This window comes from Halomonas sp. 141 (assembly GCF_002810305.1).
Classification (GTDB): Bacteria; Pseudomonadota; Gammaproteobacteria; order Pseudomonadales; family Halomonadaceae; genus Vreelandella; species Vreelandella stevensii.
The window spans coordinates 89308-104932 of record NZ_PINZ01000005.1; the positions used below are offsets into that span (position 1 = coordinate 89308).

15 protein-coding genes and 1 pseudogene are annotated in these 15625 nt (G+C 60.5%); 4 read left to right on the forward strand and 12 right to left on the reverse strand.

The window, feature by feature from the left end; all coding sequences use genetic code 11:
• The first annotated feature begins 36 nt into the window (after positions 1–36).
• Entirely contained in the window at positions 37–966 is a 930-nt protein-coding gene (locus CWI66_RS04140) for a LysR family transcriptional regulator (RefSeq protein WP_100730998.1), read from the forward strand.
• Here CWI66_RS04140 and CWI66_RS04145 read toward each other — a convergent pair.
• Both CWI66_RS04145 and CWI66_RS04150 read right to left on the reverse strand, forming a co-directional pair.
• Positions 938–2560 (reverse strand): ATP-binding protein, encoded by a 1623-nt coding sequence (locus CWI66_RS04145; protein WP_100730999.1) that lies wholly within the window; start codon positions 2558–2560, stop codon positions 938–940. The genes CWI66_RS04140 and CWI66_RS04145 overlap by 29 nt on opposite strands.
• Positions 2561–2577: 17 nt before the next feature.
• Positions 2578–3336: a winged helix-turn-helix domain-containing protein gene (locus CWI66_RS04150; protein ID WP_016916119.1), complete on the reverse strand. Its 759-nt coding sequence runs from the start codon at positions 3334–3336 to the stop codon at positions 2578–2580.
• 184 nt (positions 3337–3520) lie between these two features.
• Here CWI66_RS04150 and CWI66_RS17950 point away from each other — a divergent pair, with 184 nt between their 5' ends.
• The gene (locus CWI66_RS17950; RefSeq protein WP_157808948.1) at positions 3521–3694 is read left to right on the forward strand and encodes a hypothetical protein; all 174 of its coding nucleotides are present in this window, start codon (positions 3521–3523) and stop codon (positions 3692–3694) included.
• A gap of 97 nt (positions 3695–3791) precedes the next feature.
• On the opposite strand, the gene CWI66_RS04155 is transcribed toward CWI66_RS17950, so the two are convergent.
• The 3 genes from CWI66_RS04155 to CWI66_RS04165 form a co-directional block, all read right to left on the reverse strand.
• Complete coding sequence (locus tag CWI66_RS04155; RefSeq protein ID WP_039181690.1) at positions 3792–3971, reverse strand: PLDc N-terminal domain-containing protein; 180 nt, start codon at positions 3969–3971, stop codon at positions 3792–3794.
• A gap of 71 nt (positions 3972–4042) precedes the next feature.
• Positions 4043–4558: a retropepsin-like aspartic protease family protein gene (locus CWI66_RS04160; RefSeq protein ID WP_016916117.1), complete on the reverse strand. Its 516-nt coding sequence runs from the start codon at positions 4556–4558 to the stop codon at positions 4043–4045.
• Positions 4559–4574: 16 nt separating this feature from the next.
• Positions 4575–5921, reverse strand: a complete 1347-nt coding sequence (locus CWI66_RS04165) for an MFS transporter (protein WP_081192717.1) — start codon at positions 5919–5921, stop codon at positions 4575–4577.
• A gap of 47 nt (positions 5922–5968) precedes the next feature.
• Between CWI66_RS04165 and CWI66_RS04170 the strand changes: the two are divergent.
• Positions 5969–6406 (forward strand): annotated as a pseudogene (locus CWI66_RS04170) (GGDEF domain-containing protein); the annotation flags it as partial.
• A 32-nt stretch (positions 6407–6438) separates the two neighbouring features.
• Here the strand turns inward: CWI66_RS04170 and CWI66_RS18175 are convergent.
• Positions 6439–6585, reverse strand: a complete 147-nt coding sequence (locus tag CWI66_RS18175) for a hypothetical protein (RefSeq protein WP_016916112.1) — start codon at positions 6583–6585, stop codon at positions 6439–6441.
• A 44-nt stretch (positions 6586–6629) separates the two neighbouring features.
• Complete coding sequence (locus CWI66_RS04175; protein WP_100731000.1) at positions 6630–8252, reverse strand: BCCT family transporter; 1623 nt, start codon at positions 8250–8252, stop codon at positions 6630–6632.
• 207 nt (positions 8253–8459) lie between these two features.
• Here CWI66_RS04175 and CWI66_RS04180 point away from each other — a divergent pair, with 207 nt between their 5' ends.
• The gene (locus CWI66_RS04180) at positions 8460–8843 is read left to right on the forward strand and encodes a hypothetical protein (RefSeq protein ID WP_081136365.1); all 384 of its coding nucleotides are present in this window, start codon (positions 8460–8462) and stop codon (positions 8841–8843) included.
• A 25-nt stretch (positions 8844–8868) separates the two neighbouring features.
• Here the strand turns inward: CWI66_RS04180 and CWI66_RS04185 are convergent, their stop codons facing one another.
• The 5 genes from CWI66_RS04185 to trmB form a co-directional block, all read right to left on the reverse strand.
• Positions 8869–9765: an AEC family transporter gene (locus CWI66_RS04185; RefSeq protein ID WP_100731001.1), complete on the reverse strand. Its 897-nt coding sequence runs from the start codon at positions 9763–9765 to the stop codon at positions 8869–8871.
• A gap of 144 nt (positions 9766–9909) precedes the next feature.
• Positions 9910–12876 (reverse strand): bifunctional [glutamate--ammonia ligase]-adenylyl-L-tyrosine phosphorylase/[glutamate--ammonia-ligase] adenylyltransferase, encoded by a 2967-nt coding sequence (gene glnE, locus CWI66_RS04190; RefSeq protein WP_100731002.1) that lies wholly within the window; start codon positions 12874–12876, stop codon positions 9910–9912.
• Between the two features lie 110 nt (positions 12877–12986).
• A complete protein-coding gene (locus CWI66_RS04195) occupies positions 12987–13358 on the reverse strand; it encodes a diacylglycerol kinase (RefSeq protein WP_016916107.1) in 372 nt (123 codons plus the stop codon).
• A 25-nt stretch (positions 13359–13383) separates the two neighbouring features.
• Positions 13384–14817, reverse strand: a complete 1434-nt coding sequence (dacB, locus tag CWI66_RS04200) for a D-alanyl-D-alanine carboxypeptidase/D-alanyl-D-alanine endopeptidase (RefSeq protein WP_232710743.1) — start codon at positions 14815–14817, stop codon at positions 13384–13386.
• Positions 14818–14937: 120 nt separating this feature from the next.
• The gene (gene trmB, locus CWI66_RS04205) at positions 14938–15603 is read right to left on the reverse strand and encodes a tRNA (guanine(46)-N(7))-methyltransferase TrmB (protein ID WP_081136372.1); all 666 of its coding nucleotides are present in this window, start codon (positions 15601–15603) and stop codon (positions 14938–14940) included.
• Between the last annotated feature and the right edge of the window lie 22 nt (positions 15604–15625).

Below are 15625 nucleotides of genomic sequence, written 5' to 3' on the forward strand. Positions count from 1 at the left end.
TAAAGATTCTAATATAAAACATGAAAACCACTCACCATGATTGAGCTACGCCATTTGCGCACGCTGCTGGCGCTAAGGGAGACAGGATCGCTGGTGGAAGCCGCCGAGCGCGTGCACCTCACCCAGTCGGCGCTTTCCCACCAGCTGAAAGACCTGGAAGGCCGTATCGACAGCGCGCTGTTCGTGCGCAAGACGCGCCCCGTGGAATTTACTCGCGCCGGTTTGCGCCTGTTAGCGCTGGCCGATGATATTTTGCCCGAAGTACGCAAGGCCGAGCGGGACCTGGCGCGTTTGGCAGGCACAGAGCAGGGGCGCCTGCACATGGCCATCGAATGCCACAGCTGCTTTCAGTGGCTGATGCCCACCGTGGACTATTTTCGTGACCACTGGCCGGAAGTGGAAATCGACATTCCCAGCGGCCACCATTTCGACCCTCTGCCTGCCCTGGCCCGCGAACAGCTGGATCTGGTCATCACCGCCGACCCACAGCCACTGGAAGGGGTCCACTACGAGCCGCTGTTTCGTTACGAGGGGTTGTTGGCCGTGGCCCGTCAGCATCGGCTGGCGGGCAGTGCGTATGTTCTGCCCACCGCGCTGGCCGAAGAGACGTTGATCACCTACCCGGTGGAACAGTCACGACTGGACGTCTTCACCCAATTCCTGACGCCCGCCAATGTGCGCCCCAGGGAGATTCGTACGGCCGAATTGACCATCATGATGATGCAGCTGGTGGCCAGCGGCCGTGGGGTTTGCGCGCTACCCAACTGGGCCTTGACCGAGTATCTGGAGCGCCACTACGTTAGTGCCGTCAAGCTGGGAGAACAGGGCATCTGGAGCACGTTGTACGCGGCCATTCGTGAAGAGACCATGGAGGCGCCGTGGATGCAGGACTTTCTACGCACGGCTCAGGAGACTTCCTTTGCGGTGCTCTCCGGGATCAGGCCGGCGAATCGCGACGAGGAATGAGCAGGGTAAAGCGGGCGCCGCCCAGCGCTGGGCTGCTGTCCACGGTGACGCTGCCGCCATGACCACTCATGATTTTCTGCACGATGGACAACCCGAGGCCATACCCGCCCGAGCTGCGGGCTCGGCTATCGTCCAGTCGGGCAAACGGCTTGAAGATATCGGCCCGGGCTTCCAGCGGTATGCCCGGCCCATCGTCTTCCACATCGATGCGTACGAGATGGGGTTCATCCCAGAGCCGAATGACCACCTGTGACTTGCTGTAGCGGCAAGCATTTCCCACCAGGTTCTGAAGCGCCCGCTGGAGGTAGCGAGGCTCGGCCAGCAGTTCGATGTCCGGACCCGAGTCGAGGGCAAGGGTCAGCCCACCATGCAGCGGCGCCAGAGTCTCGATGACTCGATGGGCCATGGCACGGCAGTCGACCAGGCTCATTTCAAGCTCGGCACCGTGCAAGGTTTCTCCCCCCAGTCGTGCATAGGTCAGAATCTCATCGACCAGTTCATCCAGCTCGGCGATATCGGCATCGATGCCCTGTAGCTGCCTCTGAATGGCTGGCTGGTCGGTCATGTCTTCCACCATCTGCACGGCAAAGCGGATACGCGCCACCGGGGTACGCAACTCATGGGAGACCGCGCGGATCATCTCCTGCTGGCCTCGCAGCAAGCTCTGCACCTGATTGGCCATACCGTTGAACGCCATGCCGACACGACCGAGAAAATCACCGCTTTCCACTTTTACACGGGTTTCCAGGCGGCCACTGGCGATGCGGGTTGCCGCCAACTCCAGTCGCGCCATGCGTGATTCGATACTACGCATGATCAGATAAACGATCAGACTGAGCACGGCCATCAGGCCAACCAGTAAAGGAAGATGCAAGTTGAGCGGCAGGGTGTCGCCCCGGGTCACCGGTCCTGCCTGTAGCCACTGGGGAGCGTCACCCGGCGGGACGGGGAGCTGGTAGAGCAGCGTGATGGCGAGCTTGTCGGACATCAGTCGGGTAATGACGCCCCCGAGCGTCATCTGAAAGCGCTGTTCGGCAGTCAGGTCCTCTGGCGGTGCGCTCAGCAGCGTCAATGGCCAGCTACCAGGGCGCAAGTGGCTGAGGGTATCGGCCCGTTCCTGAGGCGGCATGCTAGCCAGCCACTCGCCCAACGCCACCAGGCTACCCTGCCATTGGCGCTCCCCCCAGGCCGCAAAATTCGCTTCCAGCAGCCATACCTCATGCTGGCGTGGAGAATCCGGCAAACGTTGGCGCAGTTGCCAGGGGGATTCCGCCACCAGCACACGACCCCGCTCGATGCGTGATCGTTCGAAATAGCCCAGCGGGGTATCGGCCATGCGACGCAGCGCTAGCTGCATGCCCAGGCGCTCGGAGAGCTCGCCCAATAGCGCGTCACGCTCCTCCTCAGCCACGCTGGCCAGGCGCTGAGTCATCATCGACATGGGCAACGCAGCCAGCTGTTCTCGGTAATCCTCTCGACGCACTTGCTCGATGAACGAGCGCCCACCCAGGGCAATCAGAAACACCACGCATAGCGCTAACCCGAGGAGCAGGTAGAAGCGTAAAAACGAGCCGTGACTCAGCACTCGCCGCATTGGGCGACCTCTCCTGGTTAGCTGTCCTTGACGAACAGATAGCCCTTGCTACGCACCGTCTTGATGCGGTGAGGCTGATTGGGGTCATCGCCAATCTTGGGGCGAATACGGGAGACCCGCACATCGATCGAGCGATCCTGGCCATCGTACTTGATGCCGCGCAAATCGCTGAAGATCTCTTCCCGCGTCAACACCCGCCCCGCATTGCGGGCAAGCAACCATAAAAGGTCGAACTCAGCGCTGGTCAAGTCGATGCGATCACCTGCCAACCAGGCCTCGCGGGTGGCGTTGTCGATTTCCAGATTCTCGAACTTCAGGCGCATTTCACCGTCGGGAGCAGGGCCGTCGGCACGTCGCAACAGGGCACGCATACGGGCCAGCAACACCCTCGGCTGTACCGGCTTCGGTACGTAGTCATCGGCGCCCATTTCCAGCCCCAGCACCTGATCCAGGTCGTCGGTGCGCGCGGTGAGCATCATGATCGGCCCGGCGAAATTGGGCCGCACGCGGCGGCAGATGGCCAGGCCATCCTCACCGGGCAGCATGAGATCCAGAATCACCAGATCCGGCTGCAGCGTCAGGATACGATCTACCCCCTTGGCACCATCCGCCTCGATCGTCACTTGAAAGCCGTTGGCTTCCAGGTAGTCACGGGTGAGCTCCGCCAAGCGCTGATCATCTTCAATAATCAGCACATGATCCTGGTCGGGGTAGTCGGGCGTTACCGCCTCCTGCGACCCAAGTGCTTGAAATTGCTGTTCCAAGTGATCCACCATCCTTTTCCTTCACTCCGCTTAGGCAGTTTGTGTTGTCACCCGCACACCCCTTTGCAACCGCAGGTTGTGACCGCTTTCAGGATACCCTAAAACCGCGGTAACGCCTGCCCTTTGATCAACGTTCAGTACCCATCTTCCTGACGTTTCCGTGGGTGGCTTGATTCTTCCACCATCAAGCGCTAATGTGAAGGCGCAACTGTCGACAATGTGGCAGGAGGATATCGCCATGGAAAATGGCAAGGCAAAAAGTGTGATCAAGCGTGTTTATGTACCCACCCAGGTGCGCGATCTGCCCAACGGTGAGAAGTTAAAAATCCCGGGGCATTACAAGGCCCCACCCAGCGATAGTAACAGCTGACTCGAGCGCGTCCATCGCACTGATCGCAAAAAGGCAGGCCCATAGGGCCTGCCTTTTTTAATATCTGCCTGTTCAACAGTGTTAGCCGTTGGTTACGCTACCCTTTGGGCCCCAACAAAAACCAGGCAATCAGGCCCACCAGCGGGAACATCAACAGCACGATAATCCATAGCAATTTGGCAAGGCCGCCCGCCGAACTCTTGGCGACCTTGACGATGGCCCACACGACAATGACGAGCCAAATCAAACCTAACAAACCGCCGACTTCAATACCCATGGTAACTCCTTGTTGGGTTGCATCCGTGAGCATTTAGCTAAGCACATGTTAGGCAAGCGCACAAGGTTGGTTCAAGGTTCTGGCACACGTAGAATCATTTCACCACCGCGAATCTCGATGGCCAGGTGATTCAAAAAGCTCATGCCCAACAGGACGGTATCCCGCTCCATGCCTGGGCTGATGGAGCCTTGCACGTTACTCATGCGGATGCCGCCCAGCGCCACTTCATCCAGCTGAGTCAGGCTGCCTTCGACACGGCCATTGGCAGTATTGAACCAGGCACGCCGACCAGGCTCCAGGCCCAGCTGCGCTGCCAACTCCCCGGGCACGGCCACATAGGTCGCGCCGGTATCCAGCAGGAACGTAACGCTTTCGCCGTTGATCTCACCCGGCGCTTCAAAGTGGCCGGCACGGTTGCGCTTGAGCGTGACAGGGCCATTCTCCGGCGACGTATTCATGATCTGGGCATTGGGGTACAGCATCTGCTCGAGCCCGCCCTGGACCCACCAGGTGCCGACACCGATCAGCAGCACCCAGAACAGCAGCATCATGACGATACCGCCCTGCTGTGACTTGGCTGTCGTCATGACGTACCTCACGAGTTCAGGAGCTTTTCCAAGCCGCCGCGGCATCGCGACCCCGTCGTTCGTTCACGAACATACAAATCAGCATAGCCGTTATGAACAGCACCACACACAGAAGAATGGAGGCCTGAAGGCCTATCAGGGCCTGCAACACCCCCAGCATGACGATGCCCATCACCCCTGCGAGCTTGTTGGCCAGCCCCCAGAAACCAAAAAATTCGGCAGATTTCGGCAACGGGGAAAAGACCCCCACCAGGGCACGGCTGGCGGACTGGCTGGATCCCAGGCTCAAGCCCGCCAGACAGCCTACCCACAGGAAGAGATGCTGCGCCTGCCACTCCAGCCCGAAACGGCCATTCAACCAGGCCGTGAGTTCAGGCGTGGCCCAAATGGCGACGATGGCGGCTACCCATAGCCCCAGGGTGATCTGATAAGTGCGTTTGGCGCCCAGGCGATCCTGCAAAAAGCCAAAACCGATGGCCCCGGTGGCCGCGGTCACCTGGACGATGATGAACATGATATTGCGTACGCTCTCATCCCAGCCAATGACCTGGGCCCCGTAAATAAAGGCAAAAGCGATGATGATGTAAACACCGGCCATGGAGAACAGCAGCGACACCAGAAAAATGCTCAAATCCTTGAAGTAACGCAGCTCATGAAAGGTGCCCATGATCCGCTGCCGAGCAATCTGACGGTAAGGGACGCCAGCGGGCTGCGGTATGCCACGCTCTTTCAGCCACAGGAACGTAGGGATTGCCGCCACCAGGAAGAACCCGGCTGCGAAGGGCCCCACCCAGCGGATCTGCTCGAAATTATCCGCCGTCGCCTCGCCCAGCACCATCAGCGTGAAACCTGCAGCCACCAGTCCACCCACATAGCCTAACGCCCAGCCAAACCCGGAAATCCGTCCCAATGCATCCGGTGGGCCCAACTCGGGAAGAAAGGCAGCAATGAACGATTCGCCCATGGAGTAGGCATAGTTCGAAAGCACGATCAGCAGCAGCCCCAACACCACGTAGCCTGGCGTCACGAAATAGAGCATGGCGGTGGTCAGCACCGTGGCCAGATAGCTGAAGAACAGAAAGCGCTTCTTCTCGGCACGATAATCCATGATCGCGCCACACAAGGGAGCCGTGATCACCACCATCAGATAACTGATCGCCAGCGCAAGGCTCCACAAAAAGTTGGCCAGGCGAAAGCCGTCATTGCGGTCCCCCACAATGACGGTGGTAAACAGCTCGCCAAATACCACGGTAATAATTAATAACGTATAGGCCTGATTGGCAAAATCGAACATTGCCCAGCCGAAAATTTCCCGGCGGGAAGCATAAGGCGTTTTAATCACTGGCGCAGCACTGGGCAGCATATAAAGGACTCACAGGAAAAGAAGCTCAAGATTAGCAGTGGCAACGCGGTGCACGCCAGCATCAGTCCTTGTCGGTGATTTTTATCGATATCGACAACTTCAAGGAGTTCAACGATCACTATGGCCACGCCATGGGTGACGACACGCTGCGTGCTGTCGCTGAGGCGCTCAATGGCTGCATCACACCGCACCGCGACCTGCTGGCACGTTACGGCGGGGAAGAGTTTGTGTGTGTGCTTCCCGGCGTGGATGCCGATGAAGCCATGCAAACCGCCCACTGCCTACGTCAGGCCATTCTTGCCTTGGCCATTCCCCATGCTTATTCCACCACGCATTCGCACTTGACCGCCAGCATGGGCATTGCAACGACCACCCCTGACCATCCCTTGGGTCATGACGAATTGCTCAGCAGGGCCGACCAGCAGCTCTACCATGCCAAGCGCCGTGGCCGAAATCGCATCGAAACGCAAAAACGCCCGGCTTAGCCGGGCGTTGCTCGAAGGCACTCAGCAGCTCGTTACAGCAGCCAGTGCGCCAGGACGGCGGAGAGTCCCACCACCATAGCGGTCACTACGGCGACGGTTACGATACGATCCAGCCAACGGTCGAAGGCAACGCCTTTGGGCTGCCTTCGCGTGGCTCCGTGACGTCCCTGTCGGGCCATTAGCACGCCTGTTCCATCGGTGCGTCCTCTATCGACACTGTTGATTAGCTATTGATACGCCGGTTCACTACGCTGGGCGCACGACGCAGTCGCTCTTCTTCACCCAGCTGCTCGGCCTCGAAAGCATCGGCTCCCACCGGGGTTTCACCATGACGCCGATACAGCTGGGTCAGCATGGCTTTACGATCGGCACGCAGCTCCCGTACCAGGACGACAATCATCATATACAAAATGAACGTAAACGGTAGCGCCGCAAGCACGGCTGCAGACTGCAGCCCCGAAAGCCCGCCTGCCACGATCAGCGTCAGGCAAATCGCGGCAATCAAGACGCCCCAGATAATGCGCTTGTAAAGGGGCGGGTTGATCGAGCCATTGTCAGTCATTTGCGCCACGATGTACGACGCCGAATCCGCCGAAGTCACCAGAAAAATGAAGATCAACATCATGGCAATGACCGAGAGCAGGCCAGAAAACGGCATCAGGGCAAACATCTCGAACAATGCCACCGTGATATTCGCTTCCGTGGCCGCCGCCAGCCCCACATCACCGTTGAGCTCCAGGTTCAAAGCGGCACCGCCAAACACCCCGATCCACAGGCAGGCCAACAGCGGCGGCACGAAAAGCACCCCAAACACGTACTCCTTGATCGTACGCCCACGTGAAACACGAGCCACGAAGGTGCCGACGAAGGGAGACCAGGCAATCACCCAGGCCCAGTAAAAGATCGTCCAGTTGCTGGCCCACTCGTTATCACTATAGGGGGAAATACGCAGGCTCATGCCAATGAAGTTCTGCAGATAATCACCGATCCCCAAGGTGATGGTTTCCAGGATGGCCACCGTCGGCCCCGTGACCAGTACATAGACCATCAAACCGATGCACAGCACCATGTTGAGGTTGGATAACCGCTTGATGCCTTTATCCAGCCCTGACCAGGTGGAGGCCATGTAGGCACAAAACATCACCAGCAGGATCACGAACTGCCACCAGCCGTTTTCAGGCAAGCCAAAAACGGCGTTCAAGCCGCCGTTCATCTGCAGTACGCCCAACCCTAGTGAGGTAGCGACCCCCATGACGGTAGCCACGACCGCAAACACATCCAGCCAGGACGCGTAGGGGCGCACTCGTGGATGTTTTGCGGTGACCGAAGAGAGAACCGACGATACGAGCCCCGCCTGGCCCTTGCGAAACTGAAAATAGGCAATGATCAGGCCCACGACCGAAAACGCCGCCCACTGGTGGATACCCCAGTTGAAATAGCTGTACTGAATGGCATAACGGGCGGCAGCTTCGCTTTCGGCGGGCACATCGCCGTAAGGTGGGTTGATGTAGTGCGACATGGGTTCGGCCATACCGTAAAACACCAGGCCTACCCCAAAACCAGCCGCCAGCAACATACTGATCCATGAAAAGAAGCTGTAGCTGGGCGTACTATCCTGTGGCCCAAGGCGCACTTTGCCGTATTTACTCAGCGCAAGACCAATCAAGAACACGACAAAGCCAAAGACCGAAAACAGATAAAACCAGCCAAACAGTTCCGTAACGGTTGCCAGTGCCGTTTCCGCCGCATTGCCAAAGGCCTCTGGAAACGCTGCGCCAATAATGACCAAGCCGAAAATAATGATCGCCGAAGCGATAAATACCGACTTGCCTCCATGATTCGTCATATCACCACCCTGGTTAATGAACTTGGTTGGCACTCTCCTGGTGCGTTCTCATAAATCCTAACACTCAACGGGGGAAGCCGCATGTCAGGTGTTTAACGCTGCATAATTAGCCTTTACTGATTTTCAAATCGGATAAACGGCGAGCACAAGAGTGAACTTGCCCATCGGGGTATGTTCCAATAAGGCAAACGAACGATGGAGGCATATATGCCACAGATGAATCGCGATCAACGTAATGCTGCTTGGCAAGCTGCGCACCAGTGGCGCGCCCGAGCTGCTCAGTCACGCCCCACTGGCGTCATGGGCAGCGTCAAGCTGCTGCTGACCTGGCTTGCCTTCGGGGCGCTGATGATCGTCGGCATGGTACTGGGCCTGATATTTTTGCTGATCGGCTGGGCCATGATGCCCTTCGTACGCCACAAGATGAAAAAGCGCATGGAACAAATGCGTGCCGAGCAGGCTCAGGATATTGGTGGCGGCTATGCCTCTCAACGTCATGCTTCTTCACAAAGCCAGGCATCTCATGGCCATCGCCCGCACCAGAACGTTCTGGAAGGCAGCTATGAGGTGAAAGACGAGCCGCGCCACTGAGTCGGCACGTCACCTGGTCAGCACGTCACCAGGGTGGTGCTTGTATCCAGGCAAAGGCCGCTGCCAGCGCCAGCGGCATGACCACCAGACTGCCCAGATTACCGATCAGTACCAGCGAAGCCACCTTGTGGGGTTCCAGCTTGTACTGTTCCGCGACCAGATAGTTGAGCACTGCCGGAGGCAGCACTGCAAATACCAGCAGCACGGCGGTCTGCAGCGGGTTCAAAGGCAGTAGCCACATCAAGGGCAAGGCGACCACCAGCCCCGACAGCGGGCACAGCACGGCACCCAGCAACCCTGTGCGCCAGTCGCTGAAATCGATCTCCAGCAGCCGTACCCCCAAGGCAAACAGCATCAGCGGGATACAGATACCTCCCAACATGTGCATGGCTTCCAACAGCCAACTGGGCAGTGCCACTCCCCCCACATTGACCAGCAGCCCTGCCACGCTGGCAGCCACGATGGGCATGCGCAGCATCCGCCACAGGGAAGTACGCGGGTCCAGCATGTAGAGCCCTACCGAAAAATGCAGCAGCATTTCGATGATGAACACCACCACGGCAGCGGGCAGCGCCTCGGGCCCAAAGGCAAGCACCAGTAGCGGCACTCCCATGTTGCCGGAGTTGTTGAACATCATGGGCGGCAGGAAGACCTTGATGTCCAGCGAGAGCCACTTGGCCACCGGCCACAGCACCAGGCCGGAACCCAGCACCACCAGGGCAGCCGCCGTTGCCAGCCAGGCATAGTCGGCCAGCGGCGCCTGGCGGTCAGCCAGTACGGCAAATACCAGCAGCGGCACGAACAGCTCCATGTTCAGGGTATTCAAGCTGCCAATGTCGGGGCTGCGGTAGCGCCCGTAGGCAGCGCCGCAGCCAGCAATGAGGAATACCGGCAGCAGCGTGGCGAGTATGTGGCCAGTCATGGGCGGCCCTGCCGAACCGGCGAGCCCGCTGGGGTTGTGGCATGCATGTCCTGTCGTCCTTGTTGTTATCAGGCTACTGCTTATCAGGCTATCTTTTTCAGGCTATCTTTTCAGCAGGGCGGCTGCCCATTAGCCCTTGGTGGATCAGTCGCCCAGAAAACGCTGCCACAAGTCCGCCACCACGCGACGATGGCTCGCCAGCTCGCGGGCACTTCCTTCTGCCTTTTCGCCGGTCAGCGCGGCTCGGTGTGTACGGCTGCGGTAAGCCAGGTAAGCCTCTTTCAACTGTTCGGCTTCGTTGGGGGTGATATGCCCGCTATCGGCCAGGGTTTCCAGAATGCGGATATTGTCGCTGTAGGTCAGCAGCGCGGGCGTCTGGTGGGCAAAGGCCAGCACGGCATACTGGCAGAGGAATTCGATGTCCACCATGCCACCCGCATCGTGTTTCAAGTCGAAGGTGCCCTCGGTGCTCACGGTATTGGCCGCTCCCTTGCTGCCCAAATGGTCACGCATCTTGTGGCGCATGTTGACCACGTCGCTGCGCAAGGTGTCCTGGGCACGTTCGACGCCCAGAATCGCACCACGCAGCGTCTCGAAGCGCGCGGCCAGTGCGTCACTGCCCGCCACTACTCGAGCTCGCACCAGCGCCTGGTGCTCCCAGGTCCAGGCATTCTGACGCTGATAGTCGGCGAAAGCCTCCAGCGAGGTCACCAGCAGGCCAGCGTTACCCGAAGGCCTCAGCCGCATATCCACCTCGTAAAGGCTGCCCGCAGGCGTGATGGCCGTCAGCAGGTGAATGATGCGCTGCCCCAGGCGAGTAAAAAAGACCGGGGTGTCCAGCGGGCGCGGGCCATCGGTGGCGCCCTTGCCGTCGCTGTCGTGCAGGAACACCAGATCGAGATCCGAGCCGTAGCCCAGCTCGATGCCGCCCAGCTTGCCATAGCCAATGATCAGAAACGCCGGCTCACGGTTATTACAACCAGGGGGCACGCCATGCTTGCGGGCCAAGTGCTTCCAGGCCATGGCCAGCACCGCTTCCAGAATCACTTCCGCAATGAAGGTCAGGTAATCGCTCACTTTCATCAGATGCCGCGTACCGACCACATCCGATGCCGCGACGTGCAGCATTTGGGCGTGCTTGAAGACCCGCAGTGCTTCCAGCTGCGCCTCTTCGTCATCCTCGGGCAGGCGATTGAGCGTCTGGCGTAGCTCGTCGGCAAGGCGCGCCTTGTCGGCAGGCGTGTAGAGCGTGTCCGGGGTGAGCAGCTCATCGAGCAGGATGGGGTATCTGGCCAGCTGCTCGGCAATCCAGGGGCTAGCGCAGCAGAGCCGCATCAGATGCTCCAGCGCATGGGGGTTTTCACGCAGCAGCGCCAGATAGGCCGTCCGACGCAGCACGGCCTCGATCAAGGGCTGCACCCGCGCCAAGGCGGTATCCGGCGCGTCACTGCTGGCCAATGCCTCCAGCAGCAGCGGCATCAGGGCGTCCAGCCGCTCGAAGCCAATGCGCTGCATGCTCTGCACTGCCCGTGAGTGGTAGAAGCTGACCAGCCGCTTGTGGGCTCGCTCAGGCTCATGGAACCCTGCCCCGGCCAGCAAGGCCTGCGCCTCGTCGGGCTCCAGCTCTTCGCGCCACAGCAAGCGCCACTGCGCCAGGGCGTTTTCGCTCTGCGGCGCGTCGGCTTCTTCTTCGGGGTCGGCAATCACGGCATCGAAGTGTCGGCGCACCCGCTCACGCACGCGGTTCAACTGCTCCTGCAGGGATGACCAGCCGTCGTAGCCCAGCGCGAAGGCCACCCGCTCGCGATCATCGTCATCGGTGGGCAGTTGCTGGGTCTGGCGATCTTCCAGGGCTTGAATGGCATGTTCCAGATCACGCAAGAAGGCGTAATCCGGCAGCAGCTCGTCCACCACGGCAGTGGGCAGCAAGCCCAGTTCAGGCAGACGATTGAGGGCCGCGTACAGCGATGTCACTTGCAGCTCGGTATCCCGCCCTCCGCGAATCAATTGAAACGCCTGCACGATGAACTCGACTTCGCGAATGCCCCCGGGCCCCAGCTTGATATTGCTCTCCATGCCCTTGCGTTTGACTTCCCGGTTGATCATCGCCTTGAGTTCGCGCAACGACTCGATGGCACCGAAGTCCAGATAGCGGCGATAGACGAACGGGCGCAGGCTCGCCAGCAACGTCTGCCCGGCGTCGATATCCCCTGCCACGGGGCGCGCCTTGAGCATGGCGTAACGCTCCCACTCACGCCCTTGATCCTGATAGTAGCTGTCCAGCATCGAGAAGCTGCCCACCAGCGGTCCACCGTCGCCCAACGGGCGCAGACGCATGTCCACGCGAAACACGAAGCCGTCAGCCGTCATGGCATCCAGGGCAGCAATCAAGCGCTGGCCGAGCTTGGTAAAATACTCCTGATGCTCGAGGGGTTTGCGCCCTCCCTGGGTTTCGCCTTTTTCGGGGAACGCAAAGATCAGGTCGATATCGGAGGAGAGGTTCAGCTCGCCCGCGCCCAGCTTGCCCATGCCCAGCACCACCAGCCGCTGGGGTGAGCCATCACTTCGCACGTCAGGCAGCCCCCACCGAGAGGCGTAAAAATTTTCCAGCCAACCCAGTGCCGCCTCGATGCACACTTCTGCCAGCCAGGAAACCGACTGCGCCGTCTGCCACATGGTGGCGCCTGCAGGCCGGTTCAGGTCACGCCAGACGATGCCCAACATACGGGCACGGCGAAAGCGGCGCAGGGTACGCTGCAGGTTCTCTTCCTCCTCGCAGCCTGCCAGGGCGTCGTGCAGCCACTGCACGAGCGTCGCCTTGTCGGGAGCGCGGTCCAGCTCCCCAGAAGCCTCCAGCTCGGCCAGCCAGTGGGGAAAGCGCGCCAGGGTTTCCAATGCGAACGTCGAGACCGTCACCACGCGGGCCAGCGCTTCACGACGCGCCTCTGGCAGGTCATGCCATGGCCCAGAGGGCAGTGCCTTGCCGGTCATCGAGGCCAGGTTGTCGGCCTGTGTCAGGGCATCCACGAGACGCTGCCGAGCATCGGCGGCCGGGCCTGACAGTGCGTCAGGCAACGTGGTGGTGGAAAAGAGAGCCTGCGGTGTCTGCATATCTACCTCTGCGCCTAACGCACGTCGAAGTGACACGACTCATTGCTTGTCGGTCATTACGGGTCTGTCATTGCTGGCCTTTCATTGCTTGTCTGGGCCATGGGAGCGGGTCAGCCCAGCCACTTCTCCCAGCCTAACAGGCCCCAGGTGAGCCCCGCCATGATGAGTGACAGCATGACCGCCGCCGAGCCGATATCCTTGGCACGGCCAGAGAGTTCGTGATGTTCGGTGCCAATACGGTCCACCACGTTCTCGATGGCGCTGTTCAACAGCTCCACGATCAGTACCAGCAGCAGGCTGCCCACCAGCAGCAGCCAGCTGACCGGGCCCTCGCCGATCCACCAGGCAAACGGCAGCAGTACGGCGGCAATGGCCAACTCTTGACGGAAAGCGGCTTCGTTACGAAACGCGGCCTTCAGGCCTTTCCATGAGTAGCGCGTGGAGTGAACCAGATGGGTTAACCCGGTGTGTTGTGGCTTCATGCCCGTTGTCTCGTCTGCACGTTGATTAATGAGCCAGGATCATGGCGTCCAGATCCAGGGAGAGCGGGTCGAGGACTTCCGGCCAGCTCAGATAAGGGGTACTGCCGCTGCCGTTGACCAGTACGCTGAACACCCCCCAGCGCCCTTGCGCCGTGCGGAAATAGCCCGCCACTGCGCGCACGGCAAAGGGTTGATTCAGCGTGCCGGTCTTGAGCATGACGTTGTTCTGGAACGTGGGCGAGCCGCGGCGAATGAAGCGCATCACCCCGTTGGCAGGCGACTGAAACGATGCCACGAAGCTCGGAAACAGCGCGCTCTGACGATACATGTCTTCCAGCATCACGTTGGTACCATGGGCCGACGTGCGGTTGTCCGTGGTCAAGCCGCTACCGCTGGAAAGCGTGATCGGCCCGTGGCCAGACAGCCCCTGGGCATAGGCCTCGATAGCCTGGCCCGCCTGTCGCAGCTGCGCCTGGGGCGTTTCCACCAGGTTCAGCGCCAGCACATCGGCCATGTAGTTGTTGGAATAGTTCATCGTCCGCAGCAGCAGCTCCTGCAGCGGCTGTCCATCGACGGCCGCCAGGCGACGTGCTTCGCTGGGCGGACGCGTCGAGCCCACACGCCATGGGTCACGCACGGTGATACCGGCCTGATTCAGCATGGCCTGCAGTGTTTGCGCCGTTTGCTCAGCGGCATCGCCAGCCCCACGGTAGACATCCCGGGCCGCCGCGTTGGTGGAAATCTGCCCGGTCAGGCGCATGACGTCGCCACGCTCATCGGTGATTCGCTCGGCGCTGATTTCCGTGCCGCTATTGGCCGGGCGCGTGACGACCTGGTTGTCGATCACGATCAGCGGCGCGGCGCTGTCACACAAGCCCGTGCGCGCGGGCTGCCCAGCAGTGGTAGCGGGCGCCACGTTGACGCACCAGGTGCCAAAGTTGACCCCCGCCGAGGTCAGCGGCGCACTGTAAGCATTGGCGACCCGCGTGCGTGCGTTGCAGCGGTCGGTGGTGATGCACTCCACCGGGCCAAAGCGCCACTGGCTGACCACCAACGCACCGTCCACATGCTCGACGCCTGCCAGCTGCAGGCGCTGCACCAGCCGCCAGAGGTCTTCGCTGGTCAGCCCAGGGTCACCGCCGCCTTCGAACACCAGATCGCCACGGAGCACGCCATTCTCCACGGGCGCGGTGCTCACCAGCTGGCTGGTAAAGCGGTGCTGGGGGCCAAAGCGGTTGAGTAGCGCAGCCGCCATATAGGCTTTGGTCACCGACGCAGGCGACAGCTGACGCTCGGGGTTCAGGCTTCCCAACAGCAGCTCGCTGGGGCTCCCCCCCTCCAGCAGGCGCGCCTCGGCACTCACCGAAAACCCTTTGGCCTCCAGCTGGCTCAGCCGAGTGAAATCCGCCCACAGAGAGGTGCTGGCGCAGAGCGCGGCACTGGCAACGCCTGCCACCATACTGGCGCGCAGCCAGCGCGCAGGTAAATTAAAAAAACACGTCACGTTGGACTACCTCAGTACACAGTATCAATACAGATTCATCGTGGAAAACGCTGGCCATGCTCAGGAAGAAACTCGCTACGGCCGCTCTAAATCGATGGTCAAGCGCCATAGCGCCTGGCCACTTTGATCATACTTGGCTTCGAACGGCGTCAGATAGTCGCCGTTGGGCGTTACCTGGGCCACCGCCGCCTCACGCCCAGTGACCACCTGCACGGCTTGGGCAAACTCCTCCACGTAGAGGTCCCAGTTCGAGCGCAGCTCCAGCCGCCCACCCAGCGCCAACAGTGTGGGGAAAACCGGATGACCATGCCAGCGCATTTTCAAGTGGGCCGACTTGGGGTAAGGGTTGGGATAGAGCAGATAATGACGCGCAGGCGCCCACCGGGCTGCCTGCGCCAGGCGCCAGAAATCCACCAGGTCGGCACGCACCAGCAGCGCATTGCCCGGCAGCTCGCCGTGATCTCGCCCCAGCCGGTCTGCGCTGCGATCCACCCCGATCACACAGTGGTCGGGGAACCTCTGCGCCAAACGGCGGGTCGATAGCCCGACTCCGCATCCTGCATCGATGATCAACGGTGCAGCGTGCTGGCGCCGCCAGAGGTCCGCCTGTTCGAAAGCCAGGCGGGTATGCTCGGCAATGGGTTTGCGCAGCGGATGCGCCAGGGCACGCTCGACGCGCCGCACCACATCCTGGTGTGGTCCCGGTTGGTTGGAAGTCACCGATCGTGAGGTGTGCTGCATGACATCCTCTGCATGAAAAAAA

What these genes read in the sequence shown, in the direction of transcription:
- CWI66_RS04140 (WP_100730998.1), top strand. Translation starts at nt 37, where the DNA reads ATGATTGAGCTACGCCATTTGCGCACGCTGCTGGCGCTAAGGGAGACA.
- CWI66_RS04145 (WP_100730999.1), bottom strand. Translation starts at nt 2,560, where the DNA reads ATGCGGCGAGTGCTGAGTCACGGCTCGTTTTTACGCTTCTACCTGCTC.
- CWI66_RS04150 (WP_016916119.1), bottom strand. Translation starts at nt 3,336, where the DNA reads ATGGTGGATCACTTGGAACAGCAATTTCAAGCACTTGGGTCGCAGGAG.
- CWI66_RS04155 (WP_039181690.1), bottom strand. Translation starts at nt 3,971, where the DNA reads ATGGGTATTGAAGTCGGCGGTTTGTTAGGTTTGATTTGGCTCGTCATT.
- CWI66_RS04160 (WP_016916117.1), bottom strand. Translation starts at nt 4,558, where the DNA reads ATGACGACAGCCAAGTCACAGCAGGGCGGTATCGTCATGATGCTGCTG.
- CWI66_RS04165 (WP_081192717.1), bottom strand. Translation starts at nt 5,921, where the DNA reads ATGCTGCCCAGTGCTGCGCCAGTGATTAAAACGCCTTATGCTTCCCGC.
- CWI66_RS18175 (WP_016916112.1), bottom strand. Translation starts at nt 6,585, where the DNA reads ATGGCCCGACAGGGACGTCACGGAGCCACGCGAAGGCAGCCCAAAGGC.
- CWI66_RS04175 (WP_100731000.1), bottom strand. Translation starts at nt 8,252, where the DNA reads ATGACGAATCATGGAGGCAAGTCGGTATTTATCGCTTCGGCGATCATT.
- CWI66_RS04180 (WP_081136365.1), top strand. Translation starts at nt 8,460, where the DNA reads ATGCCACAGATGAATCGCGATCAACGTAATGCTGCTTGGCAAGCTGCG.
- CWI66_RS04185 (WP_100731001.1), bottom strand. Translation starts at nt 9,765, where the DNA reads ATGACTGGCCACATACTCGCCACGCTGCTGCCGGTATTCCTCATTGCT.
- glnE (WP_100731002.1), bottom strand. Translation starts at nt 12,876, where the DNA reads ATGCAGACACCGCAGGCTCTCTTTTCCACCACCACGTTGCCTGACGCA.
- CWI66_RS04195 (WP_016916107.1), bottom strand. Translation starts at nt 13,358, where the DNA reads ATGAAGCCACAACACACCGGGTTAACCCATCTGGTTCACTCCACGCGC.
- dacB (WP_232710743.1), bottom strand. Translation starts at nt 14,817, where the DNA reads ATGGTGGCAGGCGTTGCCAGTGCCGCGCTCTGCGCCAGCACCTCTCTG.
- trmB (WP_081136372.1), bottom strand. Translation starts at nt 15,603, where the DNA reads ATGCAGCACACCTCACGATCGGTGACTTCCAACCAACCGGGACCACAC.